The 26797-nt window shown below is 62.6% G+C and carries 24 protein-coding genes; 12 read left to right on the forward strand and 12 right to left on the reverse strand.

Features of this window, described 5'->3' with window-relative positions:
* Position 1 precedes the first annotated feature (1 nt).
* The 6 genes from LPA44_RS11005 to LPA44_RS11030 all read right to left on the reverse strand — a co-directional run bounded on the left by LPA44_RS11005 (position 2) and on the right by LPA44_RS11030 (position 6211).
* A complete protein-coding gene (locus LPA44_RS11005; RefSeq protein WP_230889632.1) occupies positions 2–1816 on the reverse strand; it encodes a sensor histidine kinase in 1815 nt (604 codons plus the stop codon).
* Between the two features lie 63 nt (positions 1817–1879).
* Complete coding sequence (locus tag LPA44_RS11010) at positions 1880–2920, reverse strand: ATP-binding protein (protein WP_230889633.1); 1041 nt, start codon at positions 2918–2920, stop codon at positions 1880–1882.
* Between the two features lie 75 nt (positions 2921–2995).
* On the reverse strand, positions 2996–3691 hold the full coding sequence (locus LPA44_RS11015; protein ID WP_230889634.1) for a hypothetical protein: 696 nt from the start codon (positions 3689–3691) through the stop codon (positions 2996–2998).
* Positions 3684–3965: a sulfurtransferase TusA family protein gene (locus tag LPA44_RS11020; RefSeq protein ID WP_230889635.1), complete on the reverse strand. Its 282-nt coding sequence runs from the start codon at positions 3963–3965 to the stop codon at positions 3684–3686. Before LPA44_RS11020 ends, LPA44_RS11015 begins: the two co-directional genes overlap by 8 nt.
* On the reverse strand, positions 3965–4915 hold the full coding sequence (locus LPA44_RS11025; RefSeq protein WP_230889636.1) for a hypothetical protein: 951 nt from the start codon (positions 4913–4915) through the stop codon (positions 3965–3967). Before LPA44_RS11025 ends, LPA44_RS11020 begins: the two co-directional genes overlap by 1 nt.
* Before the next feature lie 75 nt (positions 4916–4990).
* Positions 4991–6211: a hypothetical protein gene (locus LPA44_RS11030; protein WP_230889637.1), complete on the reverse strand. Its 1221-nt coding sequence runs from the start codon at positions 6209–6211 to the stop codon at positions 4991–4993.
* A gap of 84 nt (positions 6212–6295) precedes the next feature.
* On the opposite strand from LPA44_RS11030, the gene LPA44_RS11035 reads away from it, so the two are divergent.
* Positions 6296–7153, forward strand: a complete 858-nt coding sequence (locus tag LPA44_RS11035) for a hypothetical protein (RefSeq protein WP_230889638.1) — start codon at positions 6296–6298, stop codon at positions 7151–7153.
* A gap of 54 nt (positions 7154–7207) precedes the next feature.
* Positions 7208–7384, forward strand: coding sequence for a YegP family protein (locus tag LPA44_RS11040; RefSeq protein WP_230889639.1), 177 nt, complete (start codon positions 7208–7210; stop codon positions 7382–7384).
* A 4-nt stretch (positions 7385–7388) separates the two neighbouring features.
* Here the strand turns inward: LPA44_RS11040 and LPA44_RS11045 are convergent, their stop codons facing one another.
* Complete coding sequence (locus tag LPA44_RS11045; protein WP_230889640.1) at positions 7389–8729, reverse strand: phosphoribosylamine--glycine ligase; 1341 nt, start codon at positions 8727–8729, stop codon at positions 7389–7391.
* Between the two features lie 171 nt (positions 8730–8900).
* Between LPA44_RS11045 and LPA44_RS11050 the strand changes: the two genes are divergently transcribed.
* The 3 genes from LPA44_RS11050 to LPA44_RS11060 all read left to right on the forward strand — a co-directional run bounded on the left by LPA44_RS11050 (position 8901) and on the right by LPA44_RS11060 (position 13169).
* On the forward strand, positions 8901–10199 hold the full coding sequence (locus tag LPA44_RS11050; protein ID WP_230889641.1) for an ABC transporter substrate-binding protein: 1299 nt from the start codon (positions 8901–8903) through the stop codon (positions 10197–10199).
* Positions 10200–10742: 543 nt separating this feature from the next.
* The gene (locus tag LPA44_RS11055; RefSeq protein ID WP_230889642.1) at positions 10743–11597 is read left to right on the forward strand and encodes a sensor histidine kinase; all 855 of its coding nucleotides are present in this window, start codon (positions 10743–10745) and stop codon (positions 11595–11597) included.
* Positions 11598–11642: 45 nt separating this feature from the next.
* Positions 11643–13169: a bacterio-opsin activator domain-containing protein gene (locus tag LPA44_RS11060; RefSeq protein WP_230889643.1), complete on the forward strand. Its 1527-nt coding sequence runs from the start codon at positions 11643–11645 to the stop codon at positions 13167–13169.
* A gap of 126 nt (positions 13170–13295) precedes the next feature.
* Here LPA44_RS11060 and LPA44_RS11065 read toward each other — a convergent pair whose 3' ends face one another.
* Positions 13296–13850: a response regulator gene (locus tag LPA44_RS11065; RefSeq protein WP_230889644.1), complete on the reverse strand. Its 555-nt coding sequence runs from the start codon at positions 13848–13850 to the stop codon at positions 13296–13298.
* 151 nt (positions 13851–14001) lie between these two features.
* On the opposite strand from LPA44_RS11065, the gene LPA44_RS11070 reads away from it, so the two are divergent.
* From LPA44_RS11070 to LPA44_RS11080, 3 genes are all read left to right on the forward strand, one after another.
* Positions 14002–14358, forward strand: coding sequence for a winged helix-turn-helix domain-containing protein (locus tag LPA44_RS11070; protein ID WP_230889645.1), 357 nt, complete (start codon positions 14002–14004; stop codon positions 14356–14358).
* Between the two features lie 147 nt (positions 14359–14505).
* Positions 14506–15594, forward strand: a complete 1089-nt coding sequence (locus tag LPA44_RS11075) for a tubulin/FtsZ family protein (RefSeq protein WP_230889646.1) — start codon at positions 14506–14508, stop codon at positions 15592–15594.
* A 359-nt stretch (positions 15595–15953) separates the two neighbouring features.
* Positions 15954–16694 (forward strand): hypothetical protein, encoded by a 741-nt coding sequence (locus tag LPA44_RS11080; RefSeq protein ID WP_230889647.1) that lies wholly within the window; start codon positions 15954–15956, stop codon positions 16692–16694.
* A gap of 382 nt (positions 16695–17076) precedes the next feature.
* On the opposite strand, the gene LPA44_RS11085 is transcribed toward LPA44_RS11080, so the two are convergent.
* Entirely contained in the window at positions 17077–18723 is a 1647-nt protein-coding gene (locus LPA44_RS11085) for an ATP-binding protein (protein WP_230889648.1), read from the reverse strand.
* Positions 18724–18928: 205 nt separating this feature from the next.
* On the opposite strand from LPA44_RS11085, the gene LPA44_RS11090 reads away from it, so the two are divergent.
* From LPA44_RS11090 to LPA44_RS11105, 4 genes are all read left to right on the forward strand, one after another.
* Positions 18929–19765, forward strand: coding sequence for a hypothetical protein (locus LPA44_RS11090; protein ID WP_230889649.1), 837 nt, complete (start codon positions 18929–18931; stop codon positions 19763–19765).
* A gap of 164 nt (positions 19766–19929) precedes the next feature.
* Positions 19930–20589 carry a sensor domain-containing protein gene (locus tag LPA44_RS11095; protein WP_230889650.1) on the forward strand — a complete coding sequence of 220 codons (660 nt, stop codon included), beginning with the start codon at positions 19930–19932 and terminating at the stop codon, positions 20587–20589.
* Positions 20590–20866: 277 nt separating this feature from the next.
* Positions 20867–22552, forward strand: coding sequence for an ATP-binding protein (locus LPA44_RS11100; RefSeq protein WP_230889651.1), 1686 nt, complete (start codon positions 20867–20869; stop codon positions 22550–22552).
* A 158-nt stretch (positions 22553–22710) separates the two neighbouring features.
* Positions 22711–23178: a DUF3592 domain-containing protein gene (locus LPA44_RS11105; protein ID WP_230889652.1), complete on the forward strand. Its 468-nt coding sequence runs from the start codon at positions 22711–22713 to the stop codon at positions 23176–23178.
* Positions 23179–24034: 856 nt separating this feature from the next.
* On the opposite strand, the gene LPA44_RS11110 is transcribed toward LPA44_RS11105, so the two are convergent.
* The 3 genes from LPA44_RS11110 to LPA44_RS11120 all read right to left on the reverse strand — a co-directional run bounded on the left by LPA44_RS11110 (position 24035) and on the right by LPA44_RS11120 (position 26719).
* Positions 24035–24430 carry a DUF7475 family protein gene (locus LPA44_RS11110; protein ID WP_230889653.1) on the reverse strand — a complete coding sequence of 132 codons (396 nt, stop codon included), beginning with the start codon at positions 24428–24430 and terminating at the stop codon, positions 24035–24037.
* An 86-nt stretch (positions 24431–24516) separates the two neighbouring features.
* Entirely contained in the window at positions 24517–25413 is an 897-nt protein-coding gene (locus LPA44_RS11115; RefSeq protein WP_230889654.1) for a hypothetical protein, read from the reverse strand.
* Between the two features lie 415 nt (positions 25414–25828).
* Complete coding sequence (locus tag LPA44_RS11120; RefSeq protein ID WP_230889655.1) at positions 25829–26719, reverse strand: DUF7544 domain-containing protein; 891 nt, start codon at positions 26717–26719, stop codon at positions 25829–25831.
* Positions 26720–26797 lie beyond the last annotated feature (78 nt).

The following is a 26797-nucleotide window of genomic DNA, read 5'->3' on the forward strand; positions in this document are numbered from 1 at the left end:
GTCACGTCGACGCCACGGGGAGCGTGATGCGGACGACGGTGCCCGTGGGTTCGTTGTCTTTGATTTCGACGCCGCCGCCGTATGATTCGACGGTTTTGCGCACGAGGAACAGTCCGAAGCCGCTGCCGGAGCTGTGCTCGCCGAGTTCGCCGCGCTCGAACACCGCTTCCTTGCGGTCGTCGGAGATGCCGGGGCCGTTGTCCGCGACGCGGACGGTCACCCAGTCGCCGTGGCGTTCGGCGTCGACGTGGATGCGGGGCGTCGCCTTGTCGTTGTGTTCGACGGCGTTCGTGAGGACGTTCTCCAGCACTGGTTCGAGGAGTTCGTCGGCGCTCACGGCGACGTGCGGGATGTCGCCGAGCGAGACGACTGCGTCCTCGTAGGCGTTGCGCGTGCCGTCGGCGACGTCCTCGAGCGCCGGTCGGAGGTCCACAGGATGGAGGACGTGTTCGTCGTCCTCGACGAGGGACTTGGTGTAGGTGCGCATCGTCTGGACGAACTCGGCCATGCGGTCGAGGTGGTCGAGGAGGACGTCGCGGTGGTTCAGGAGGTCGTCGCCGTCGTCGAGCGTCTGGAGCCGCGCCTTCACGACCTGGATGTCGTTGAGGAGGTTGTGGCGGAGCGTGCGGTTGATGAAGTCCAGTTCCTCGCGCTCGATGGCGAGTTCGCGCTCGTAGTCGAGGCGGTCGAGCACGTCGTCGAGGTGGGTTGCGAGCACGTTGACCGCGTTGAGTTCGCGGGTGGCGAGGTGGGCCGCGAGTTCGATGCGGCCGCGGTCACCGACCTTGGCGACCGTGTTGAACGTACTGTTGGAGTTGTCCGGGCCAGCGACGACCTCGCCGTCGAGCACGACGCGGACGTCCGAAGGCGCGTACAGTTCCTCGACGGCTTCTCGGGCGAGCGCGGCGGCGCGGTCGCGGTTCTGCGCGTTCACGAGTTTGGACGCGTACTCGTGGAGGAGGTCGAGGCGTTCGTTGGCTTCCCGCTCGCGTGCGAGCTGCTTCTGCTCGGTGACGTCGGTCGCGACGACGTAGACGTATGTTCGCCCGCGGTCGGTGTCGTAGGGGACGAACTGGACGATGAACTCACGGGCATCGCTGTCGTCGCGGTCGCCGTACGCGACTTCGTGGACGCCGTTCGCTTCGCTGTACGCGATTTCCTGGGTTGTCGGCTCGCCGCGGTGGTCGCCGTCGAACAGCGACGACAGCGACGTTCCCGCGAGCTGGGCGGCTTCCTGAATGGCGGCTTCTGGGTCGTCGAATGTCTCCCGGAAGTGCTCGTTTGCCGACGAGACGGTGGGTGAGCCGTCCGCGAGTTCGACGGTGGCGACGGCGTCGCTGGTGTTCTCGAAGAGGCCGGCGAGGCGGTTCCGTTCGACCTGTAGGTCGCGGCGGCGGCTGTCCGAGCGCGCGCGGTAGACGCCGATGCCGAACGACCCGAGCGCGCCGACGACGACCGCGTCGAGCGCGATGACGTACGGCTTGAGGTCGTTCATCGTCCACGTCTGGACGGCGACAATCCACGCGAACAGCGCGGCCGTCGCGACGGTCCCGCCGAACGTCGTCGACATGACCGTGGTGGCGTGGTCGCTGTCCGATTCCGAGCGTGCGAGCCAGACGCCGCCCGCGACGAGGAGGGCGGCGAGCGCGAACAGCGTGACGTTCTCGACGAGCGAGGGGAGGATACCCCAGCCGAGGTCGGTGGTGTCGTCCCAGACGTCGTACAGGGGGATGGCGAACAGCGCGGCACCGAGGAGGGCGATGGCGTGACCGGCGAGCCGCCGGCGGCGGCTGTCCGGTGTCGGGGAGTCGGCCATTTGTCGAACGTGTGGTCAGCGCGCAGTTAAGCGTACTCGCCGAACGAACGCGTGGAGCGAGGATTACGCTGCGTTCGCGCGCGGCAGGTCGACGACGAACACGGTCCCGCGGGGTTCGTTGTCGGTGAAGCGGACGTCGCCGTTGTAGTGGGTGACGAGCGTGCGCACGAGGTCGAGGCCGCCTTCGGCGTCGGCGAGAACGTCCGGTTCGACGCCGGGGCCGTTGTCGCGGACTTCGAGTCGCACCGTGTCGACCGTTGGTTCGACCGCGACTTCGACCCAGGGGTCGTCGGCGTCGTTGTGTTCGGCGGCGTTCTCCACGAGGTTGTCCACGACCGTCTGGAGGGCGTCGTTTGCCCGTACGTGTGCTTCCTCGGGAAGGTCGGTTCTGACGGTGACGCGGTAGGCGTCGGCGACGCGGTCGGCGGCGGTCTCGGCGAACGCCGTGAGGTCGACGGGTTCGAGGGTCGCGTCGTCGGTGATGGTGTTCGCGATGGTGTTGGCGTTCTCGATGCGGTCGAGCGCCTCGTTGGTCTGCTCGCGGATGGTGCCGACGCGGTCGGCAACCGCGTCGTCGTTCGTGGTGTCCGCGACCAGCGCGGCCTGCCCGCGGATGACCCCGAGGCTGTTGCGGATGTCGTGGCGGAGCACGTCGTTGACGAACGCGAACGCGCGCCGGGCGCGGGAGGCGCGTTCGGCGTCGCGGTGCGCGCTGACGTAGAAGACGCCCGCGACGAAGCCGGCGACCGCACCGATGCCGGTGTCCACGAGTATGGGGAAGACGGGTTCGGCGACGGTCCGGCCTTCGAATTCGCGGACGGCGATGGTGAGGAACGTGATGACCGCGAACAGCGCGGCGCTGGTCGTCGACCACGCGGCGACGTACCAGCGGTGCTCCGGGTCGAAGTCTGCGACGTGTAGCCAATAGCTGGCGAACAGCAGTATCACCGCGGGAACGGCGTCGACGAGGAACGCGGATAGCGGCCCGCTCGCGTAGTTGAGTCGCGCGACTTCCGTGATGTGGTGTGCCGCGGAGGTCGCAAGCAGGCCGACGGCGAGCGCGCTGAGGACGGCGACCGGCAGGTGGCGTCGCAAACTGCCCATGCTGGTAGCGACCGGAGACGCTAACTTAGTTGTTTGTAGTCACGGAACGGGTGAACGACGCGAAGGGCGGAGTCGTCAGCTCTCGGGGTGTTGGAGCGTGAACGGGCTGTCTTCGCCGGGTGTCGCGCGCAGGACGCGCTGGACGCGGTTGTGCCATCTGTCGTGGAATTGGCGGCGTTCGGCGTCGGATGCCTCGCCTGCGACCAGTTTCGGAATTAAGTCTGTCACGCGGCCGCCGTCTGCGCCCGGCGGCGACATGCCGACCGCAGCCGGCGCGAACGAGACGCGGACGCTGTCGTCGGTGTCGAGGCGGTGGAACGCGAACGTACGGCCGGGGCCGTTGAGGTCCGTGAACGATAACAGGTTCTCGCGACCACCGTAGCCGCCGAACCCCGTGAAGCCGGTCTCGCGATCCGCGCCGGTGACGTGGCTGACGACGTTCGCCATCGGGCCGAGGCCGTGGTCGTCGGGTTCGCCGCCAACCTCGACGGCGACGTCGCTGCGGACGGGGAGGTCGTCGGGGTAGAGGTCGTCGAGCGCGAGTTGGGTCGCGCGGAACGCGCCCGCGACGGCGGGGCAAGCGTGGCCTGCAGCGAGCACGACCTCGGGGAAACCGACGACCAGCGGGTCGCCCTCGGGGACGACGCCGAGCAGTTCCGCGAGCGGATCCCGGACAGCGATGGGGTCGGCGTCCGCGAGGTGCTGCCAGTTCGTTCGCTCGGTACCGCGTCTCGGTGTCGGGTCGGTCACGGGGTCGACAAGGTCACTCATGTATTTCGAGGTAGGTGGTGTACTGTTTGCGGAGGACGCGCCGCCGGCTCTCGACGACGGCGAGCAGTTCGTGCGGGGTTTCGGCGGCGAGTTTCGGATACTCGGTCTTCGCGCGGCGGTCGGTGCTCTGGATTTCGAGTACCGCTCCTTCCGGGAGGTCTTCGAGCGCGCGCTGCACGCGCACGATGCCGTTCGCGCAGCCGCGACCCCGGTTGTCGACGGTGCGGTCGGGGTCGACGCCGGGTTCGGTGTCGGGGACGTCGAGGTCGGGCATCAGTCGCCCACCTCCCTGTCCATCTCGGCGAGGTCGCAGACGCCGTCGATTGGTGAGCACGCGCGCCACATCGGGCACGCGAGGAAGATGGTGAACAGGACGGCGATGAACCCGAGTTTCGCGAGCACCGCGAGCCCGACAGTCGTGCCGACGTACGTGCCGATGCTGGTGCCGAGCGCGTCGACGGCCTGGTAGATGCCGGTCGCGACGAGTGTCGGGATGACGAATCGTACTGTCCACCGGAAGCGTTCGAGTTGTTCGCCGGCGGCTTGGACGACGGGCGGCGTCGGGCGGAGTTGGCCGGTTGGCACGGCGACGAAGATGTTCCAGACGGCCCCGCCGACCCACGCCGCGAATGCGAGCAGGTGGATTGCACGGGAGGCCGCGGGGACGGCCCCGCCACCAGCGAGTGCGACGTCGGCGGTGGCAGACAGCGCGACGGTGAGGACGGCGCCCACGAGCGCGAGGACGCCGGCGAGCGTCCGGAAGCGTTCGGGCACGGGGGCGTCGTCGAAGGTGTCGATGGCTCCTGTGGAGACGGTAGCGCCGAGCGCGATGGCGAGTGCTGCGCGGAGTGTGAGGGGTGCGTCGGCGTAGACGACCGTGAGCAGTGCGACGCCGGTTACGGCGAGCACGGCGAGCGCGCCGACTGCGAGGCGGTCGAAGCGGCGGTACATCTCCGCGCAGTAGTCGGCGGCGGCGTCGACGTCGCCGGGGCGGACGAAGCCGTGTTTCCATAGCAGGCCGCCAAGGAGCACGCCGAGCGCGACGAAGTACCCCCACTTGGCGAGCGCCAGCACCGGTGACCACTGTCCCGTGAGGTCGAGTGTCAGCGCGGTGCCGACCAGCGACGCTGCGAGGATGACCGCGAGCGCGGCCTTTGGGAGGAGGTACTTGTCGAAGAGTTCGTCGGCGACTGTGCCGGCCGGCTCGTGGGTTACGTCTGCCATCGCGACTGGAACACCTCGTCAAGTGATTAGGCATACCTAAACTAAGGGCTGTGTGCGGACATGTTCGGCCAGCAGTTAGCGCACCTCCAGCGCGACGACGACCGCAAGGAGGACGTACGCGAAGGCGACTGCCCCTGCTGCGGCGAGCACACGACCCGCGCTCGTCAGCGCAGGGATGCCGAACGCGAGGCCACTCGCTTCGACGGCCGCACCAGCGAGCAGCGCGGCGAGCGCGGCCCGCGTCGTCGCGTCACCGGTGTCTGGGGACTCGGCGACGCTCGGCGGGTAGAACTGGACGAGGAACCCCGCGACGGTCACCGTAAGGAATCCCCCGAGCACGAGCGCCACGTGACCCTCGATTCGGGCGGCCGAGAGCCAGCCGGCGGCGACGCCTCCCGCCACGACGACCGCAACCGCGCCCGCCGCGAGTCCAGCGAGGATGCCGGAGAGGCCGACACGCCGACGGTCCGACCGACCGAACAGCACCACCGCGTGCGCGAAGAATACGACGACGGCCGTGCCTTCGACGGCCGCGGCAGCGCGGAACAGCCAGCCGTCCCACAGCGAGACGGCGAGCAGCCCAGGGCCGACACCACCCGCGACGAGCACGACGATTGCGGGCACCGCGAACGGGTCGACGCCGAGGAACCGCGGGAGCAGACGCACACCAAGCACGAACACGAGTAGTGCGGCGACACCGGTGGCGAAGAGGTGCGAGACGCCGGCTGGCGACGCGGCGAGCAGGCGCGGGACGGTGGTCTGCGTGGCGAGCAGGTCGTACGACCCGACGACGAGGTAGGCGAACGGCACCGGCACCGCGAGCACCGCGGCGCGTTCGGCGCGGTTCGACACGTCTGCGAACGGGTCGCGGACAGCGCCGCGCACCGACCACGCCAGCGAACCGAGGAAGACAGCGACACCGCTACACCACAGCAACGCGCCGGCGACGCCGACAGTTTCGGAGACGGCTGCGGCGCCGCTCGCCGTAAGCAGCACCGTCCCGGACGCGGCGAACGCGAGGTGGACGCCGGGGAGTCGGCTCGGCGGATGGACGCGCCCAAAGTACGCGGGCACGAGCAGGTACGCGTGCCCGAAGACGACGTGGAGCACGAACCCGAGGACGGCGAAGTCGACGCCGCTGCGCGCCGGGAGGCCGACGAGTAGCCCGACCCGCCAGAGCACGAGGAAGGCGACGCCCGTTGCCGTGAACAGCCGCGTCCACCGCCCGACGCCGGAGCCTGTGGCTGCCACGAGCGGAGTGACGTCCCAGTCCGTCGAGACACCTCTGTCGAACATGTTCTACGACCCGTGAGCATGGGTTCGTCGAGCCGAACATCTCCGGACGCAGGCCTTTGCGCGCTTGCGGCCTACGTCGAGGTGATGAACTCTTCGACGCGCGACGCCGAGGCCGGCGTGGAGTGGACGCTGGCGAGCGCGCACGAGCGCTGCACGCCGGTCCAGCGGACGATTCGCTACCTCGAAGTCGTCCTCGAGTACCGGGGGCTGGAGGCCACGCGGTTCGGCGGCGGGTTCTTCCCCGACGCCGTCCCCTACACCTGCGGCAAGGAGGCGCGGGTCTTCTACTGGCGCTCGGTCCTCGACGCCGCCGCGCCCCCGGCAAGTGCGTGGGACCACGTCTGCGCGACGCCGTACGGCGTCCAGCCGGCGAGCGAGGACGAGAGCGTTACACCGACGCTGACGGCCGACGACGGGCGAACAGTCGTCGTGGAGGGGACGGTCAGTGGCGACTCGACGGAAGCCGAACTCGCAGCGGGCATGGCCCCCGACGTGTCTATCGAACGGGTGGACGGGGACGAGGTAGTCGTCGCGGCGGCCGGCGACCGCTACCGCGTGGCGTGCGGGGAACGCCGCGAACTCCCGCTCGGCGAGCAACGGGTCGAACTCCCCGACGGCGAGCACGCGACGACGACACCCGTGCTGACCGTCCGGTATCCGGGCAAGCGGACGTTCTACCATCCCGCGGTCGACGCGTCCTACCGACTGTTCCCGTCGTTCGGGCTCGACCTCGCCAACGCGCCCCGCGTGCTGGACGTGGAGCCGGGGCCGAACGTCGACGAAGAGGCGGTCGCCGCGGCACTTGGTGTCGACCTCGATTCGCGGCCGTACGCCGAGCGCGTGCTCTGGCAGGCGTTCGTCCACACCGCGTTCGGGGACAACGCGGCGCCGACGCTCGCACAGTTCCCGGACGGGCTGTTACCCGTATGGCCGGGTGAGTGAACCTGTATCCGAGGCGAAACTTATAGGGGCGCGCACCGATAGCGCACTCGGACCATGAGTCAGACCTTCGAGTTGTACGAGGACAGCAGCGGCGAGTGGCGGTGGCGGCTCCGCGCCGGCGGCGACATCGTCGCCGACTCCGGTGAAGGGTACGCCTCGAAGAGTGGGGCGCGCGACGCCGTCGAGACCGTGAAGGGCGGCGCGTACGACGCGCCGGTCGAAGAACAGTAACCGACTACTCGTTGGCCGGCCCGAGGTAGTCCCACGCCTGCAGGCGGTCGCCGTCGCCCTCCACCCAGCGGTCGCCGATGTCGTCGCGGTAGTAGAGGTTCGGGATGAGCACGTCCTCCACGCGTTCGTAGGCTTGTTCCTGGGCTTCCTGCATTGTCTCGCCCTTCCCAGTTACGACCAGGGGCATTCCGGATTCGCCGGCGACGCGCCACTGGCCGTCTACACGCTTGGCGTCCTCGATGTGGACACCCGCAGGCGGGGTTGTGGTGCCGCCGTCCTCGTCGGAGGCGAACACGATGGCGGCGTTCCGGGAGTTCTCGTCGTAGGTCGCTTCGTCGTCGAATGGGAACGGCGGCAGCACCACGCGGACGCCGATTTGATAGCCGTCGTGGACGTCGAACTTGGGGTCGCGGCCGTTCGCGAGGGCGGCGAAGAACTCCCCGGTCGAGGACTCGATGGCTTCCTCTTGGAGGGTGATAGTTGGGTAGCCGAACCGTGGTGTGAACTCCAGCGGGTAGATGCCGGTGTCGTTGACGATGCAGTTGAGGTCGATGCTGCCGACGTAGCCCTCGTCAGCGAGCCACCCCTCTATGCGGCCGAGCGTTCGCTCGAAGAGGTCGTTGCGCCGCGACCAGAACATGCTCGTCCCCATCTCGCCCGTCGATGGGCCGATGTTGCCGGGGAACAGGCGCTTGTGCTCGAAGTTGAAGTTCACCGGCTCCACGAACTCGTTTCCGTTGAAGAAGCCACAGACAGCGACTTCGACGCCCTCGACTTTGCGCTGGAGCTGGAACCCCTTCATGCGGTGGCCCCAAGCTTTCTCGTACGCGCGCAGGACGTCGATGACGTCGCTGCCGTCGTCGTCGTTGCCGACGTACAGCAGGCGTTTGACGTTCTGGACTTCGCCGAGTGGCTTGACGACGTACGGTCCGGGGTTCTCGTGGACGTGCTGGATGCCCGCCTGGAAGTCCGTGAATTCTTCGTGTTCGATGGTGTTCACGCCGTTCTCCTCTAGGACTTCCATCGCGTACCCGCGGTCCTCTTCTAGGCGGTCGGTGTTGGGCGTGCCGCCGACGACGGCGTGGCCTTCTGCACGTAGTTCCTCGGCGAGCGCGCCGGTGCCGACATCGTTGCCGACCCAGATGTCGTCGAAGATGATGACGTCCGCCCAGTCGACTTCCCCCTTCCAGTCGTTTGTCTTCGGGACGAAGCCGTCCGCAATCTCTTGGTTGCTGTCGGCTTCGATGTAGTATTTGACGTCGTGGCCCTCCTCGTGGACCTGCCATGCCACGTCCCCGATGAGGGCGGCGTCCGCGGAGACGAACAGAAACTTCGTCGGTTCCATATCGGTCAGTCGCGCGGTGCGACCAAAAGGATGCTGTCCACCTGGAACGTCTCAGTTACGGCATAGGTCAACTCGGAGATCGTGGCTCAAACTTGGGTGATCTCGCTGAATGCATGGTGAAAGGTGCCATATCCGGAATCCATTTATACAAGTTGACTGTTATTGAGTGGTATGCCATCAAGAGTCAATCGGCGCGATGTCATTCGCGGTCTCGGAGCTGCAGGTATCGCCGGGCTCGCCGGCTGTACCGGCGGCGACGGTGACGGCAGTGACGGGACAACCAGCGGGAGCGGTGGCGACACGACCACGACCACCAGCAGCAGCGGCGGCAGCACCAGCCGGACGCTCAAGCAGGGCGTCCTCCTGCCGACAACCGGCGACCTCGCGGACCTCGGTGCGCCCATCCGCGACGGCGCAATCCTCCCGCAGTCGCTCCTCGAAGGCGAGACGGACTTCGAGCTGGACTTCTCCGTGCAGGACACTCAGACCGACCCCAACGCCGGCCAGTCCGCGGCGCAGACGCTGCGCAACGGTGGCTATCCCGCGGTTACGGGCGCGGCCTCCTCGGAGGTTACCATCGCCGTCTCAGAGAACGTCTTCATCCCCTCGGGGATGGTCGGCTGCTCCCCCGCGAGCACGTCGCCGGCGATCACCGATCTTGAAGACAACGGCCTCATCTTCCGCACGCCGCCGACGGACGCCCTGCAGGGCGAAGTGCTCGCGCAGGTCGCCGTCGAACAGCACCAGGCGTCGACCGCGGCGACGATGTACGTGAACAACTCCTACGGCCAGTTGCTCGCGGAGAGTTTCAACTCGGCGTTCCAGGACCAGGACGGGCAGGTCGCCCAGGAGGTCTCCTTCCAGAAGGGGCAGTCGTCGTATACCTCGCGCATCTCGCAGGCGCTCAACGACAACCCGGATGTCGTCGTCGTCATCGGCTATCCCGAGAGCGGCATCCAGCTGTTCCGTGACTTCTACTCGGACTTCGACACGGACGTTCCGATTCTCGTCACGGACGGGATGCGGTCGGCGAGCCTCCCCGCGGACGTCGGCAACCCGCTGAACAACGTCACTGGCACCGCGCCGCTGGCAGCCGGTCCGGGGCGGGACTACTTCGACGAGCAGTACCAGGCCGCGTACGACGAGGAGCCCGGCGTGTTCACCTCGCAGGCGTTCGACGCCACCGCGGTCTGCCTGCTTGCGAACGCGGCTGCCGGCGAGAATGATGGCGCCGCCATCGCCCAGGAGATGCAGAACGTCGCGAACCCGGGCGGCGAGGAGGTCACGCCGAGCACGCTCGCGGAGGGCCTCGAAATGGCCGCTGAGGGCACCGAAATCCAGTACTCGGGCGCGTCCAGCGCCGTTGACTTCGACGAGAACGGCGATCTGAAGGCCGCAACCTACGAGTACTTCGGCTTCCAGGAGGGCGGCGGTATCGAAACCCTCGACGAAATTCAGTTCTCGGCCTAACGCGACTACCATCCGTTTTTTCGCCGCGATGCCTCGGTAGCGATGTGTCCACACCGTAGTGGATTCGCTTCGGTTGCTCCACGCCACCGAGCGTTATTGGCGAAATCCCGGGCTCGCCGAAAACTGCCCGGGAACCCAATCTTGTGATGGGGCCCCTCCTGCTGGTATGGCTGTTTCTGTGCGGGAAGCCGAGAGGAAAACTAAATGGTGTGGGATGTAAACTGAGTTGATAACTAGGGTGCCGGGCACGATGACAGAGACAGGTTCTGTGGGTGTGACAGACGTTCTCGATGCCGGTGAGCAGCGATCATGGGGGCTACAGACGCTCCCTTGCACCAATACAGCAGCTCGGGGGTTTCGACCGGCCTCGAGACGGTCGGCTCATGGACGCCAGCTATGAGTGGGCGCAGTCCACCCGCGATTCCGATTGAGTCACATCCTTGTCCGGTGCTCGAATATACCCTCTCGGATGGGAATCCACAGGTTACAACCACGAATAGTGCCTTCGAGCAAGCGTTCGGTGGTGCTGGCACAGGGATGCCGGTGGCCGACGTCTTCGATGGGTTTGGTGGGCTCGGCGCAGCTGACGAGCCGGCGCTTGCAACACAGCTCGCAGACGGCGACGACATCGAGCGGTTTGTGACCGGCACCGAATCGACTCAACGGTATTTAGTGCAGCATGCTGCTACAAGCGAGACGGGCGGTTTTCTCGTCTTCACCGCGCTTGATAGGCCCGGGACACCAGCTGCCGTCGACGATGTGGCGAGCGTGCTGAGCCATGAACTCCGAAACCCGCTTGACGTGGCGAAAGCACATCTCCAGGCCGCGCGCGAAACCGGCGAACCAGCCCATTTTGACGCGGTTAGCGACGCCCATGACCGAATTTCGCAACTCATTCAGGACGTGTTGACGCTTGCCCGAGGTGAGGAGGCAATTACGGCGACTGAGTCGGTATCCATCCAGGGTGTCGCGACGGAGGCGTGGGCTGCCGTCGAAACGCAGGGGGCTGACCTCGTGACGCCGACTGCGCTGCCCACAGTGGACGCTGATCCGGATCGTGTTCGCCGACTGTTCGAGAACCTCTTTCGAAACGCCGTCGAACACGGCCAGACGAGTGAGCAGCCAGGGACCAACGACGAGCAGTCAGCCACTAGCCAGTCCCAGATTACGGTTACCGTCGGGTCACTCGAGGGTGGGTTCTATGTCGCTGATAACGGCGCTGGCATCCCGCGTGATGAACGCGACGCCGTCTTGACGCCTGGCTATACGACGGCAACGAGTGGCGCTGGACTCGGGCTTGCCATCGTTGACCGGATCGTTGGCGCCCACGGCTGGGAACTGACGCTAACCGCCTCTGCAGAGGGTGGCGCACGCTTCGAGATACGAGTCCACTCATGACCGTCAACGACTGCCACATCTTGCGGACAGTGGAGTGACTGCGCCATGGATGACCGACTCCAGCAGGCACCGATTGGCGTGCTCGAAATCGAGGCTGATGGAACCCTCCGCGAGATAAACGCGGCTGCACGCGACCTACTCGACGTTAACGGCTCAGTGGCGGGTGAGCCACTCGCGGACGTGTACCCACAGTCGGTCGAAGATACGCTACCCCGCCTGCTCGATGCGGACGAGATCACGGCCGCGGAGTTCGAAGAGTATTATCCAGCCATCGATGGCTGGCTCGCCGTCTCAATTGTCCCCGTCGAGACCGAGGCAACGGTGTACGTGCAGGATGTGACCGCGCGGCAATCACACGCACAGACCGCGGAACAGCTCCGCGCTGAACGAACTCGAGCAACGATTGTTGACGAGCTCATCGCGGACGTCGTCACGAAGCTCGTTAACGCCCAGTCGCGTGACGCGATCTTGGAGGCGATTTGTGAGGCGTTCGGCGAGACCGACTTGTACGAGTTCGCGTGGGTCGGTGACCGGGACCCTGGACACGATACGCTGGCGGTTCAAGCGGTTGCCGGCGATACCGGGCAGACGTTTGCGGCGGTGCGTGATACGATCGGGTCCGGGGAGCAGACGCCTGAAGAGCGGGCGATCGAGCGCACCCAAGTGGAGGTCGTGCACCCGCTCGCCGAAGCCACGCACGTCCCCGAGCGGATCCGCCGGGCTGGATTCGCGGATGGCATCCAGTCATTAGTCGCGATTCCACTCGTGCATGGGGCGGACAGCCACGGTGTCGTCGGCGTGTACGCGAGTCACGCCACCGCGTTCTCCGAGCGCGAACGGACCACCTTCGAAGCCCTCGGGGAAATCGCCGGGTTCGCCGTGACGGCTACCCGGAACCGGAACTTACTGCATGCCGACTCCGTGACTGAGGTGACCTTCGAGGTAGACGACTCAGTGCTCGCCGCGCTGAGCGCGGCGACGAAGACGACGATAACGGTGAACGGCATCGTTCCCCACGAGGAGGCCATCCATGGCTACCTCTCAATTGCTGGGGCAGCCCCCGACACCGTTGCGGCGGCAACCAGGGAGCTAGATGGCCTGAACAACCCCAGGGTTGTGCGCGCCGCTGACTCCGGGGGGACGATCGAAGTGACCATCACCGAGTCGACGCTGCTACTGATTGCGGCCTCGTTCGGCGCAACCGTCCAGCAGGCAGTCTTCGAGGATGGAACCGGGCGTGTCGTCGTTGACCTACCCCAAGACGGGGAGCTTCGCCGATTCGCGCGGGTTGCGAGCCGGGAAGTGGATGCTGACGTCGCCGCAAAACGACAGCGGGACACCACGCCCGGGGTACGCGCTCGCGACGTCCGAGAAGAGCTCACCGAACGGCTCACCGACCGCCAAGAAACCGTCCTTCGAACCGCGTATCTAGCGGATTACTTCGAATCCCCGCGGGGCAGTACCGCGGAGGAAGTCGCCGCCTCACTCGATATTACGGGGTCGACACTCCTGCATCATCTCCGTGCGAGCCAACGCAAGCTTCTCGACGCAGTCTTTGACGACTACGACTAACAGTCAACTCGCCACAACACAGTGCTGGGCCGCTAGAATGACGAGTTCGCCATGTGGTGTGCCACTCCTTCGACTCGCTATTGACCCGTCTGGTGTGCCGAGTAGTTGGCCCGCAGTCACCGAGGGCTAGTCGAACACATCAAGGACGTCTTCCTCAGGCAGGAGGCGACGCACTCGCTGTTCGAGATCCGCGGTTCGTTCGGCGACATGGGTATACCCCTCGTGGTCGGCGCGCTCAGTGGCGGTTGTCGCAGTCTCCACGACGGCTTGCTTGGATGCAGCGCTGAAATACTCGCCAAGCAGCTCGTAGGCCAAGACGGTTCGGTGCTGCTCGATGACGGTGTGGAGCGTCTCGCGGTCAACCGGCTTACAGAGGTATGCGTCGAACGGCATATCCAGCACGTCGAAATCAGGATCAACCGCGGTGACCATGATCACGCGCCCACGGAACTCTCGGTCGTTGAGCTCCAAGAGCACGTCATCACCAGACATCCCCGGCATATGCCGGTCTAATAGGACAATATCGACCGTCGTGTCTTCGATGACGGAGAGTGCGTCTGCGCCCCCGTAGGCGGTTTCGACGCTGCAGAAGCCGCGAAGTCGGAGGGCGTACGCGTCCGCGACCTCTTTTTCGTCGTCCACAACGAGAACCGTGAGGGCATCCAGGGCGTCATCTGACATAGCTCCCGGCGTACACTGTGCTCGTCCCTGAATCCTATTAACAGGTTGCTTTCGCGATACCACACCAGTCTGCATACTTCGCCCCTCCACGAGGACTGGGTCTGCATACCTAGCATGTCAATCCACGTGGCGGGGGGTTCGTTCCTGACGTATGCCTGTTCACCGGCAGCCCTCCAGTACAACTCGCTCACGAACGCATACGGACGAAGTCGATCTCACCCCGACAGAACTCCTCGATATCTTCGGTGACGAATACACGCGACGCGTGTTCGAAGCCATCGCGGACACACCGCAAAGCGGCCGTGACGTCGCCGAAACAATCGACGTCTCCCGTCCAACTGCATATCGACGACTCAATAAACTCCAGGACGCGGGACTTGTGACAACCGAGACGGTACTCGCGAAAAAAGGCCGCCATCACAAGCAGTACAAGGCAGTCGTCGACGAACTCCGCGTCTCGTTCAACGACGACGGCAGCATGGATGTCTCCGTCCAAACCACCAATTAACGCACGTTATTCCACCAGAACCCTCCTTCTGCGGTAACCAAACACCACTCGCTTTGAGGAATGAACTACCAAGAGATTACTCCGCAAGGCATCCGTTTTGTTTCGCCTGTAGAAAGATAGTTCAAGCCGGCTACCAGCATGCCTAGTATGCGCGTTGTAGCTATCGGCGTTGGCGGTGCTGGCGGCCGCATCGTCGATTCCCTCTACCAAGATGATACCACTCGGCCAGCATCGTATCTCGCCGGTGGCTGTGTACTGGATACTGATGGCGTCGATCTCGCGGCGTTAACGGCAGTTCCAGAGGATGCACGCCAGCTGTTTGGTCAAGCGGAAACAAACGGGAACGGTACTGGTGGGGATCGCGAAGTGGCTGCTGCAGCGCTTGAGGAGGATTTCGTGGAGATGCAGCGAGCGGTCGATTCAGCAGTCACCTCGGACGCGGCCGCGATACTCCTACTCTCTGGGCTCGGCGGCGGTACCGGATCTGTCGCAACCCCAAAACTCGCCGACGAGCTGCAGGCGATGTATGATCGACCTGTGTACTCGGTTTCAGTGTTGCCGGCTACCCACGAGGACGTCCCCGCGGAGAATCCAGCACACGCCTTGCAGTCGTTGGATAGCGTGGTAGATGCGCAGATCGTCTTCGATAATGACGTGTGGCTCAACTCCGAGCAAGATATTCTTGATGTGGCCGATGAACTGAACCAGACTCTCGCTGAGCGTCTTGGCGCGCTGTTTAGTGCTGGTGAAGCCGCGGGCGCGGATTCAGTTGGGCAACGGGTCGTCGACGCCAGCGAAATTATCGCGACGCTCGACGAAGGTGGCCTGGCAACAATCGGCTACGCAGAACAAACACTCGACAGCCAGGCGGACTCAGCGTCGCTGCTCGGCCGCGTTCGCGGACTCATCGGGGCACGCGACGCGACGGTCGATGAAGTCGCAGCGATCAAGGCGGTCGAAACCACGCTTCGCCGTGCAACCCGCGGGCGATTGACGTTCAACTGTCCGCTCGACGCAGCAACAAGCGGCCTGCTAGTCGTGTCCGGGCCGCCAGCCTGGCTCCACCAGTCGGCAATCTCTGACGGCCAGACGTGGCTGTCAGAAGAAATCGGTTCAGTACAATTGCGTACCGGTGACAGTCCAATCCCGAACGGCGATACCCTCGCAATCCTCGTTCTCTTCGCTGGCATCCGTGACGCACCCCGGATCGACGAACTCCGGACGACGAACAGCTGAGCGGTCGTCTGAGCGAAGCATGCATCGAAGTGGCTGTGATCTTTGCGCGTTTCTGAATGGGAAATGCTGCATTACCGTTATTTCGTCTCAGGCACAAGCCAGCGGTGTCGCCGGCCCTTCAGAGCGATCACCTACCATCGGACACGACTTTGCGAGCCTCGTCACAGCTCCCCCGTGAGGACCAGCAGCTCATCCTCGCCGGCGACATTCTTGTGAGACAATCTCAACGCGAGACGGCCCAATCTTGGTACGGTTCCCGCTATTGACGCGAAGGGCACGGTCTCGTTAGAATTGTGAGGGGTTTCTAATGCTGAAATGGTGCACCATGTATTTTGAGGTGGCAGCGAGAGTCTGAACTGATGTCCCTGAGTATCGGCTCCTCGCTCACTGATGGGGTTCGTCGCGTCGCCAATCGAAACGGCTTGAAACTGATCCTCGGATACGTCGTCCTCGGCCTAATCTGGCAGGTCACGTTCTACAGTGCGTTCGTCACTTGGATCGGTACAACCGACATTCCCACTGACGAGCTTGGTTTGCCGACAGTAGGCGCACCGTTCGCACTCCTTGTTGTAGGTGCAGTCCTCTCGCTGCTGGCGCTTCAATACCTTACAATCGTCGCGCTCCGAACGTTCGTCAACGGCCACACCCAGTCCATCCCTCGGGAATACTTCACACGAAATATCGTCTACGTCCTCATTAACTCAATCCTCGGCAGTGTCGCATTCGGCCTCCTCGTCACCCTTGGAACCATCCTCCTCGTTATCCCAGGAATCATCGCCTACACCGCATTCCTCTTCATGATCGTCTACATCACCGTCGAAGACCAGAACTTCATCGCCGCACTCCGCGATAGTTGGACGTTAACGCGGGGCAACTGGCTGCGCCTCTTCGGCCTGCTACTGGTCCTCTTCGTCGCCGTTGGGATTTTCGCCAGCCTCCTGTCCGTCGGCACAAGAATCGCGATAACCGCCATCGCCGGCCAATCACTGGGTACGCTCGTTTCAGGCATTATCGCACTCCCTGTCTCACTACTCACGCTCGGCATCCTTGCAGAAGCATACACCCAACTCCGCAACCAAACCGGAACTACTGAACTGTGAACTGCCCCTGCCACTCGCCGCCTTCGGTGACCCCTTGAGGAAGGGAGCTTACCGCCTGTATTCACTAAAACCGGGGTTCCCTCACGCGTTTGACGACGGTTGCCCGCGGGATATCGACACTAGGTGGTTTCAGGCTCGCGAGCTAGCCGGAATGCGTTCAGGGAACTACCGAGAGAACGGTAGTAGCCCGGCACCGCATTCGTAAGTCGTCGCCGGCCGATACGCGAGTACAGGGGCGTGTAGTCGCGTTACTGACAGTGGGAATGGCCGGCGACACTCGAAGAATTGCAGAGCCAACAAGTATGTGTTATGGCCCACGGGATACGACGGCCTTAGCGTTCAGATCGGGAACTCGGAGGGGCCGATATTTCCCGCTCCCATTTCAGCGATCAACTTCGAGTGAAACCTCGTGGAGTCGAACGGTAACGGTGCTTCCTTGAGAGTCGCGGTCTCCGAAAGAGAGGGTTCCACCGAGTTGGGTGACAGCCCAGTTCACGAACCAGAGGCCAATACCTTGGCTGTGTTTGAGTTGTGATTCAGCTCCTTCAGTCAGAATTTGTCGCTCGCGTTCTGGGATGCCGGGGCCATTATCCGTGACCGTGAGTTCTACTGCTGGGGCATCGGTATTGACCGTGATTTCGATGCGTGGCGTCGACCGGTCCGTGTGTGTCAGTGCGTTCTCGATCAGTTCTGCCAGCACCTCACGAAGGAGCGCCGGATACGATTCGATGAGGCATTCCTCGGGACACGTAACGTCAATCTCGCTCGCCGGGTACTCCGCGCGAAATTCGGCTGCGACCGTTGTCACGAGTGCCGTGATATTAGTCCGTTCCGGCGGCCCAAGACTGTCCTGCATGATGTCTTCGGCTTTTCGCGCTTTCTCGCTCAACACGACGAGGTCCTCGGCGTTCTCTTGGACGCCTGATCGAAGTGTGTCGTCGTCGATTTGTTCGGCGTGAGCGAGGACGATATCCAGTTTGTTGCGGAGATTATGTCGTAGGATGCGATTGAGGACGGCGAGGCGTTGCTCTCGTGTCTGTTGGTCGGTGACGTCCCGAAGGAGCACTGTTTTCGCGACCGGCGTGGCGTCGTCTTCGACGGCGGAGACGCTGTATTGGAACCGTCGCCGTCCCTTCGTGGTTTGCAGTGTGCTGGCCCCGGTGGTGCCGACTGTGAGATCCAGTTGCGCAAACTCGTCTGCGACAGCTTGGACTGGCTGGCCAATTAGTGATGCGGGCGGCTGGTCGAAGACCTGCCCGACGGTCTCGTTTGCGTCAAGGACGTGGTCGTCCCAGTCAAGGACGAGGACGGCTTCTTGGAGTGTTTCGACGACGCGTGTCCGCGCGATATGCTCTGCTTTTGGGAACACTGTCAGAACGGGATAGCGACGGACTGCGATGGCGAACAGGCCACCTGCGGTGAGGAATCCGACTGTGACCCCGTTCGCGGCAGGGTGGCCGTTACCGAGCATGCCGGCGAGATATGGTGCGGTAACGGCAAGCGACAGCACGAGCACTTGATGTTTCGAGACGCGGGCGTGATTCCAGCCGAGATCGACTAACAGATACGTTGCATACACGATGAGGATGAGTAGCGTCAGAATCGCGGTCCCTGCGAGTGACGCGACGAGCCGTTCGATCGTGGTGGTTGGCAGCCCAGCGGCGATAACTGCCCCGCTCAGGACGACCGGCGCGGCGATCCCCGCGAACATGATAACTCGCCACCGCGTCAGTCCGGTTCCACGGCCAGTGTAGCCGAGCGCGTAAACCGTCCAGATGCCGGGTAAGAGGAGGGCACACCCGAGTTGGCCGAACGTCGCAATATCACCGATCACGGAGACGCCGAGCGCGCTCGAGGACTCCGCGAGCAGCGAAAAGAGCGCCCAGCATGCCATCGTCCCAACAGCGACCGCGAACGTCCATGCACTGGCGTGCTCTCGGGCCTGCAGCACAGTCCACGTCGTCCAGGCCAAGAGGAGGACCGCAACGCCGTCTAGCAGAACTGCAGCGGTCGCCTCAAACACCGGCATTATTCGCCATACTTCAACTAGCCAAGTTATAGTTACTGTTCGAACGCCACCGATGACCAACAACCCGGACCACTAGTTAGCGAGAACCACTGTCGCGAGTGGCGCGAGCCACCACCCACAATTCAGCCGATACCGGCTGGTAATGGGGGCTAGTACGGCCGTTCTGGGGAGAAAACATTTACAGGTACCGACGAAGCTTCCTGTGATGCCCTCCAGGCGCACCTATCTCAGCACGCTCGCGGCCGTCAGTCTCGCTGGCTGTGTTAGCACCACCCCAGACGCAACAACTGAATCGACGACCGAAACGACGACCGCCACGAGCACGTCGTCACGCCCCGCGGTAACAGTTGAGGCGGCGGCCGTCCAGTACGCCTACCGGCACATCGAGAGCGTGGACTGGAACGCGATTCAACCAGCAGACGGCCAGTTCGTCTTTGTCACCGTAGACGCTACCGACGCAGCGGCAGTCCCAGGCCGGGACGCGTTCACGCTTCTCACCGACGACGAACGCCACACTACAATAGAGATCGCGGACACCATGCCGGTTGACGTCGACGTGCCCGGGGAGGTGTACAAACCCGAACGAGAGCAAACCGAGCCACGTGGGTGGCTCGTGTTCGATGTTCCAGCGCAACTCGACAGCTCGCCATCGCTTCGGCTGGACGGCGAGACTGGCTCGTGGGAGTGGCCCCTCAGTATTGCGAAGGCGACATCGCCACCCCCCGCGTGGGAGTGGCGTGCCAGCGCCCCCGAGGCAGTCTATCCCGACGAGACGTTCACAATTACGGTCGCTGCCGAAAATGTCGGTGATGGCCCCGGAACGTTCCGTGGCGCGGTCAACTTCTCGTACCCTCTATACCGACCGAAGGGATTCGACATCCCACTTGACGCCGGAGCAGCCGGTGAAGCGACGGTTACCGCGAGTAGTACCAACGCGGACCCAGGAATGGAGCTGACGTACGGTATCCGGACGCCAACCGGACAGTCAGACGTCGCTGTCACCGTCGAATCCGCGCCGACAACAACCGAGAACACAAACTGAGGTCGTACACCGAAGCAAGGAGCGGGCCCACACCGAATGTCGTAGGAGAAGCCACCGTCTGCCAGCGCTTGGCTCGAGCAGTTCGATTGTGGAGACCGGGCTGTGGGTTTCTCACCGGGAAATACTGCGACTGGGTTTAGGGAGTTAATGCCTGTAGCAATTGTATGAGCAAACCGATTCGTGAATCCCGTATTTCGGGGTTCCTGAGCGTGATCGCGGAACGCCAAACATACAAGAACCTGCTATATTTGGTGGTTGCATTTCCACTCGCAGTCGGCTACTACGTTCTGCTGAGTGTTGGGTTCACGCTTGGAATCGCACTCTCAATTCTCGTGGTTGGGTTAGGTATTCTTGCAGCGACCGTCATCGGCGTGCGGTACATCGCAGCGTTCGAACGCTGGCTCGCAAATCGACTGCTCGGCACCAAAATTCCGACACCTAGTGATGTTGAGGATGCTGGCGACGGGGTTATTACGACGGTTAAAGCGTATCTGCGTGCGCCGTCGACCTGGCGGGGACTCGGCTTCATCCTGCTCAAATTCTTCCTCGGAATCCTCTCGTTCATTTTGCTCGTTTCTTTTCTCGGAACAGCACTGGAACTGCTCTTGTTACCACTCGTTCCCGAGGGCGCATTCCACGTCCAGATTGTCGGTTGGAGGGTTGCCCAGAGCTTCGAGACGACCACGCAACGAATTGTCGCCGTTCCAATCGGGGCTGTACTCGTCTTTGGGTCGCTGCACATCCTGAACGCGTTCGCGAAAGCGAATGCTAGAATTGCCGTATCGCTACTGAAGGGCGAAGCGTCCAGCGACGGAAAAGCGTAAGTTGCCCATCGGAAGCACGAAACTAGCCTGAAAGCGCGACCACCTCGGAGTGAACGGAAACACACCCGCTGAGACCGGCGTTGTTGACTGCTGTGTCGTGAAAGTATTAAGACGGAATAGATAGTGGCGTGATACAAATGACGTGGAGGATGTTCCGGCAGTACACCCTGAACGTGGGGGTGATGACTGTGCACGCGGCTGAGGGGTTCGTCCCGTGCGTGCCGGCACAACGAGAGGCCGCGGACAAGCACACCACCGGAGCCAGGGGTTACTGACGATGACGGTGGATATCGTGATGGTCTTGCAGGGACTCCGTTTGCTCGCAGCCGGGCTGTTGGTGGCTGCCTGCGGCTACGCAATCCAGCATCGAAACGAGCACGTGGCAGCCGCATTCATCTGGACGGTTGTCTCACTGACCGCCTGGGGGTGGCTTACGATGCTACCCAATTTCTTCGGCCCATCGTTTGTGACAGGTTTTAGTCAGACCGTCGTTTCGCTGGGAGCGGCTGCTGCCGGAGGATGTGCGGTGGTGTTCTGGTTCGTGTATATTCGTCGCTACACCGGCCACCGCCAGTACGCTACGACCCGACGCGTGCTGGTGATGCTCTCGCCGGTGGGTGTTGACCTCGCGATCCGCGTGTTGATGGTAACACCTCTGACCAGCCAGGTGGCGCCCGTCAGCGGTGTGCTAGCCGTCGTGTATACGACGCTGTATCTGTATCTCGCTGCCCTGTTCGTGCTGGGTATCTATCTCCTGTTCCGGCTCGCCCAACGATACAGACAGGTCCCGACCATGCAGGTTGCCGTGCTCGGGGTGGTGATCGCCGCGCCAGTTCTTGCGGTGCTCGTTAGTACGCTTACCCGGCCCGTCGAGGACGGTACAACCGTCAGCATGCTTCCCGTAGATATATCCAGTCTCGGCTTTCTCCTCAGTGCGCTCGCGTTCGTGTACGCGATTCGAACGTATTCGCTGTTCACCACCTTTCCCGAGGCCGAGTACGTCGCCCGCGACGAAGTCCTCGAAGATCTCACTGAAGCCCTGTTCATCCTCGACCCAAGCAACCAGATTGTCGATATGAATGCGGCGGCGACGGACCTCTGCCAACAACCGGCTAAGGACACGATCGGGCAGCCGATTGACGCCGTGTTCAACGACCTCTCACACATTCCCACGGATGGCGTGCAACGCACGACGCTCCAGACACCCACCGGCCCCCGACAGTTCGAAATTAGTGCTTCAGCCCTCCAAGATGGTGATAACGCCCAGCTCGGAACAACCCTACTGGCTCGGGATATCACTGCGAAAACAACGCGTGAACAACAGCTTGCGGTGCTCACACGCGTCCTCCGGCACAACCTTCGGAACGACATCGATACCGCACTAGCGCACACGAATGAAATCACGGACCCCGATGTGCGGACGACAATCCGCTCGAAGCTGCACTCGCTCGCGGAGCTCGGCACCAAAGCCCGGGATATTGATGAGGTAGTTTCGAAGGCACACGAGCCACGGGAAGACGTTGATATCGTCAGCATCGTCCAGTCGGTCACGGAGCAGTTAGCGAGCGAATATGACTGTGAGATCGAGGTGCGGGCGCCCGAGGAACTACGGATTGTCTCCCATCGGTGGCTGCTCTCGCGACTCCTCACGGAGTTAATCCAGAACGGAATCACGCACACCGAACAGCCAACCCCACGCATCAACGTGGACGTCGAATGCGCCAACCGACACGACGGCCCGGTCACGATCAAAATCGCCGATAATGGGCCGGGCATCCCAGCGCACGAACAGACCGCGATGCATGACGAAACGGAGACGCCACTTGAACACGGCAGCGGCGTCGGGCTCTGGCTCGCCAACTGGATTACTGAATCACTCGGTGGCAAACTGGCGTTCGACCAACGGGAGCCCACCGGCACGACCGTGACAGTCACACTGTGGCCGAACTCAACATCCAGTTGACCCGCCTAGGGCGAACGCCATCGGCGGAGGACGACCGCTGTGCGCTTCGCGTTGACCAGGGTGGCGTTTCGCCGACTTGTATCGCTCGCCGTGGCTGGATTTCTCTCTGAGCAATCGACCACCATGTTTTCAATATTTGACGAGCGAGCCTCTCAGTTATGGAACTGAATGGGCCGACTGGATGGGGGCGAATTGCCCTTGCCTTAATTTTTGGTGTCGCCGCTATCGCGTACGGCGGCTACAGCTACATGGAGCAGACGTCCGCGTTGGATTCTACGGCAACGGTTGAGGCCACAGTCACGGACATTTCGGTGGAGACGAATAGCGGCAAGGGTAATACGTACACTCTGCACGCGACGTACACCTACACGTACGCGGGCGACCAGTACACGAGCTCGAACGTGTATCCGGGTGAACTGCCACGCGAATTCAATAGCCGAGAAGACGCACGAGCACAATTAGCCGGCGTCGAATCCGGTGATATGGTGTCTGCGTACGTGCCAGCTGACGAGCCTGGAGACGCGTATCTCAAGCACGAACGTAGTAACAAACCATTTCTCGTAATTGGCTTTGGGTTGCTGCTCGTTGTCGGTGCAGTGCACTCGACGCTCAAAGGACGGTTCTGAACCCTCCAAATTCTGGTTCGAAGCGGCCGGCTACATTATACGCTGAACAGGCGCAATCCCACGGCGTTCAGGCCGTGGATACGCGCCGTCACTCGGTGATACGTTCCACCGCCAATTGCATAGCTGAGTTTCCAATCCATACGTTGAAGTGCCAAAAACTGCTAGACAGCAGTAAGGTCAGGTCGGAACGGAGCGGATTCCGAATCGTCCTTCGGAGGCGGTCTATCCGCCACTCAATGAGACAGTATCCGAAACGCCGACGCGGTGAACACGAATCCTCGAAGGGTTCGCCGTGTGCCCGTCGGCCTGAGCAAGCCCGACGATACCTCCGAGTCCGTTGAACTGTCAGCGACTCCCGGCTGGCAAAAACAACAGCTGGGAGTCACTGACACGGAGGAGAGGAGTACCAGCCGCTTGGCACGGCTAAACAGCCACCGACCACGACGACTGGGGTAGATGTGAACTCCCGTAAAGTGGCGGCGTCCGTGGTTGCAAACCTGAAACTCTCACCGCTCGGGATTCCTCCGCCTTCAGGCGGAGGAGGATGTCAAAGGCTGCTGGGGGATTGTTGGCCCGCCTCGACCCTAGTATCTGTGGTAGAAACCCGTCCGAATGGTTTTTATCGAGTTCGCTGTGATTTCGATAGCATGAGCTCTCCATTTGAGACACCGCTCGTTCGGTATGGGATGGGACTGAGTAGTGCAGCGATTCTCGCCGCGGTTGCGTTCTTCTTTCTTGAGGGTACAATGCAGCTTATCGTATTCGCGTTTGCTGCGTTCGAAGCAGTCTTCCTTCCGTATTTCCTAAAATTGAGTACGTAACGCGTCGTTCGAATACTCCACTCTGTGTGGATGTCTCACTTTGAGTTTGTGTATAGGTAGAGCGAGCAGATGATGAGGAGGACTTCTGCGGTTTTCGCGGCGACGGCGTTCCAGTTGAGTGAGCCACGCATGTAGAATGCGGATAGGAAGCCTTCGAAGCCGCCGTATACGAAGAATGCGGTGAACGTAATGAGGGCGTATGCGGCGGCGACGAGGTAGAGTTCGCGCCGCCAGTAGTTCGTTAGATAGAGTGTGATTCCACCTAGGAATCCGAGTCCGTTGAGGAAGAATAGCGTGCCGAGAGTCTGGCTGAAGTTGATGAATTGTGGTGCCAGTAATAGGTGGATGATGCCGGTGATGACTGCGAGGTCGTTTGCGATGTATCCGACTATACTGTCAGGGAGGCGTACACTCGACTCATTTCGTGTCATTCATAGACTGCAAATATGGTATAAAGCAAAAATCTTTGCCCGAATCCCACCAGACGAGATACCCAACTTGACTTCTTCGACGCCGCCTACTTGTCTCCGGATGGAGCGGCGGTCACCTCAGAAGGAAACTCAGCATACGCGATATATGGCGTTCCTTGATACGCGACCAGCCACGTGCCGTAGGAATTACTTGTCTCTAGGCCTTGATGGGCACGGAATCGAGCAATCACTGACCGGAACGCATCCGTCGCCTCACTGAAGTAGCCGCTGTCGATTGCCTCTTCGATGACATCCTGTTCAGCCGTCGAAAGCCCAGTGAGCGCGAACTGGTAGGTTGACCGTAGTTGTTCCGCGAACGCTGCAGAGCTCGTCGCAATCTGTGTGACTGCATACCGATATTCAGTTTCAGTCACCGTCTCAGCACGTACCTGGACGCGGTACACCGAGTCGCCATCGCGAATGAACTCGTACTGCTGTCGTGGAACCAGCACCGAGGCGTCGGCTGTGCCATCCGGATACAGATGCCGTGTCCCGATGTCGAACCCATCGCCATCCTGTGGCTCACCCGCGGGTGGGATAACGCCAGCCAGCGCAGTTTGATCAACAGCCGGCAGGTCGACGTATCCGATTGTCGCGTTCGCGTCCGACGTCGCGGGGTCGTAATCCACCTGAATGGTGTAGCCCGTTCGCTCCCGGCTGGCACCTGCGGTCATTGAGACTTCGTAGTAGTGATCGTCCAATCGAATGGGCTCATCGAGGCGAATCGGTGGGGCGGTTCCAGCGACGGTTGCAGATCCGTTTGCGACGGCGTCCGTGATCGTCTCATACCCTTGGGAAGTGGGCGAGAGTGTTCGAGACATCTCATCGCTCAGCGCTTGCGGTGTCGCTTCCCGCATATCGAGCACGTTCGCGGGATGCGCACAGCCGGCAAGTGGAACGGTAAGGAGGGCTGTTGTCCCGGCGAGGAATGTTCGGCGGTGCACAGTAATGGCTGTCTCGTTGTCCAAGAAAACGCTTGCGAGGAGTTGCGTGCTCAGCAACACTGGCCGCTCCCGGGGCTTCGAAACCGAGAGTATGGAAGTTGGAAGGCTAAAACCTCGCCCTCTATGACGGGGAGGGTGTCAATGAAGCGTGAATGCTGCGTTTGAGGCCGTCAGCTACCCACGAGTAAACTGGTGGGCTTGTCGGTGGACTCCCGAGTTTCGCGCTCCACAGTCGAAAGCCCCACGCCCCCTGCTTTCTAACAGGAGGCTTTCTCAGGTGGCTTCCCGGCTGGGAGTCGGAGCGACTCGTTCAGCGTCCCCGACTTCGGGGGCTGGCTGACAGACAGCCCGTCCCACCGATCACGTCTGGACCGCTGGGACATGCTTCTAATTGGGGCTCGAAGTCACATCAAACTTACGCGCTTGCTCCCACGACTGAAGTCGTGGGCTTCCGCGCTGGTATCGCTGTGACGATGGGGACGCTGATGGTGGCGAGAACGATGACACCGACGAGTGCTGCGACGGCGACGGCGATGAGTGCGATTGGCGTGAGTGCGGCGCCAAAGACTGCGAGCCCGAGGGGGACTGCAACGATCGCACTGGCGAGGCTGAAGATGATGCCGGCGCCGACTAGCAGGACGATTTTCACGAGGACGTACACGGCGAACTCCCGCCATTCAGCGCGTAGTGTTGGCCAGAAGCGCCGCCAGTTAGCGAGGACGCCGCCGCCGTGTTCGGCCATCAGCGGCACGACGAACGCGGTGGTGAATTCCGCAACCAGCGCTGTAGTCGCGCTAACGACGGCTAACAGCGGGATTGTCACAACGAGTGCGAGCAGCGAGATGACGACGTCCGTTGACGCCGCAAAGATGATGGGGGCAACGACGGCGGCGACTGCGAGCAGGACGGCGATGGTGATGGCGAGTCGGAAGCCGAACAGTCGCAGCCCTGCGCCGAGTCGGGTGCGGAATGGGCCACGGAGGCGAACCGTCCGGGAACGAAGAACGTCGACGAGGACGAACTCCATGACGGAGCCGATGATTGCGAACAGGAGTGTGACGACGAGGGCGATGGTGAGCAGTGAGAGGGCGGCCGCGATGAATTGTGGGTCGGTGAGCAGGCGGCCGTATTCGGCGACTATCTGCGGTGGGACGTCCACGGAGACGGTAGGTGTCTGGGGTGGGGAGAGGCCCGCGAACATCGCGATGATGGCGAGCCGGACCCACGTCCAGGCGTCAACTGGCAGCAGCAACGACTGGGTTTCGGCGAGGGCGTCGTCGAGCGAATCGACCGCGTACCACGACATACGCGGCTGTATGCTGCGGCACGCGAAAAAGATGGGTGGCCGTTCGATAGGTTGTCGCGTCACGGGGGGCCGCGATAG

The sequence above is a fragment of the Halobacterium sp. KA-4 genome, assembly GCF_021028995.1.
GTDB lineage: Archaea > Halobacteriota > Halobacteria > Halobacteriales > Halobacteriaceae > Halobacterium.

Coding starts and splice junctions, on each gene's coding strand:
- LPA44_RS11065 (WP_230889644.1), bottom strand. CDS start 13,850: ATGTCAGATGACGCCCTGGATGCCCTCACGGTTCTCGTTGTGGACGAC.
- LPA44_RS11100 (WP_230889651.1), top strand. CDS start 20,867: ATGACGGTGGATATCGTGATGGTCTTGCAGGGACTCCGTTTGCTCGCA.
- LPA44_RS11015 (WP_230889634.1), bottom strand. CDS start 3,691: ATGAGTGACCTTGTCGACCCCGTGACCGACCCGACACCGAGACGCGGT.
- LPA44_RS11070 (WP_230889645.1), top strand. CDS start 14,002: ATGCCTGTTCACCGGCAGCCCTCCAGTACAACTCGCTCACGAACGCAT.
- LPA44_RS11040 (WP_230889639.1), top strand. CDS start 7,208: ATGAGTCAGACCTTCGAGTTGTACGAGGACAGCAGCGGCGAGTGGCGG.
- LPA44_RS11095 (WP_230889650.1), top strand. CDS start 19,930: ATGAGCAAACCGATTCGTGAATCCCGTATTTCGGGGTTCCTGAGCGTG.
- LPA44_RS11020 (WP_230889635.1), bottom strand. CDS start 3,965: ATGCCCGACCTCGACGTCCCCGACACCGAACCCGGCGTCGACCCCGAC.
- LPA44_RS11060 (WP_230889643.1), top strand. CDS start 11,643: ATGGATGACCGACTCCAGCAGGCACCGATTGGCGTGCTCGAAATCGAG.
- LPA44_RS11030 (WP_230889637.1), bottom strand. CDS start 6,211: ATGTTCGACAGAGGTGTCTCGACGGACTGGGACGTCACTCCGCTCGTG.
- LPA44_RS11120 (WP_230889655.1), bottom strand. CDS start 26,719: ATGTCGTGGTACGCGGTCGATTCGCTCGACGACGCCCTCGCCGAAACC.
- LPA44_RS11085 (WP_230889648.1), bottom strand. CDS start 18,723: ATGCCGGTGTTTGAGGCGACCGCTGCAGTTCTGCTAGACGGCGTTGCG.
- LPA44_RS11005 (WP_230889632.1), bottom strand. CDS start 1,816: ATGGCCGACTCCCCGACACCGGACAGCCGCCGCCGGCGGCTCGCCGGT.
- LPA44_RS11050 (WP_230889641.1), top strand. CDS start 8,901: ATGCCATCAAGAGTCAATCGGCGCGATGTCATTCGCGGTCTCGGAGCT.
- LPA44_RS11080 (WP_230889647.1), top strand. CDS start 15,954: ATGTCCCTGAGTATCGGCTCCTCGCTCACTGATGGGGTTCGTCGCGTC.
- LPA44_RS11025 (WP_230889636.1), bottom strand. CDS start 4,915: ATGGCAGACGTAACCCACGAGCCGGCCGGCACAGTCGCCGACGAACTC.
- LPA44_RS11010 (WP_230889633.1), bottom strand. CDS start 2,920: ATGGGCAGTTTGCGACGCCACCTGCCGGTCGCCGTCCTCAGCGCGCTC.
- LPA44_RS11110 (WP_230889653.1), bottom strand. CDS start 24,430: ATGACACGAAATGAGTCGAGTGTACGCCTCCCTGACAGTATAGTCGGA.
- LPA44_RS11090 (WP_230889649.1), top strand. CDS start 18,929: ATGCCCTCCAGGCGCACCTATCTCAGCACGCTCGCGGCCGTCAGTCTC.
- LPA44_RS11045 (WP_230889640.1), bottom strand. CDS start 8,729: ATGGAACCGACGAAGTTTCTGTTCGTCTCCGCGGACGCCGCCCTCATC.
- LPA44_RS11035 (WP_230889638.1), top strand. CDS start 6,296: ATGAACTCTTCGACGCGCGACGCCGAGGCCGGCGTGGAGTGGACGCTG.
- LPA44_RS11075 (WP_230889646.1), top strand. CDS start 14,506: ATGCGCGTTGTAGCTATCGGCGTTGGCGGTGCTGGCGGCCGCATCGTC.
- LPA44_RS11105 (WP_230889652.1), top strand. CDS start 22,711: ATGGAACTGAATGGGCCGACTGGATGGGGGCGAATTGCCCTTGCCTTA.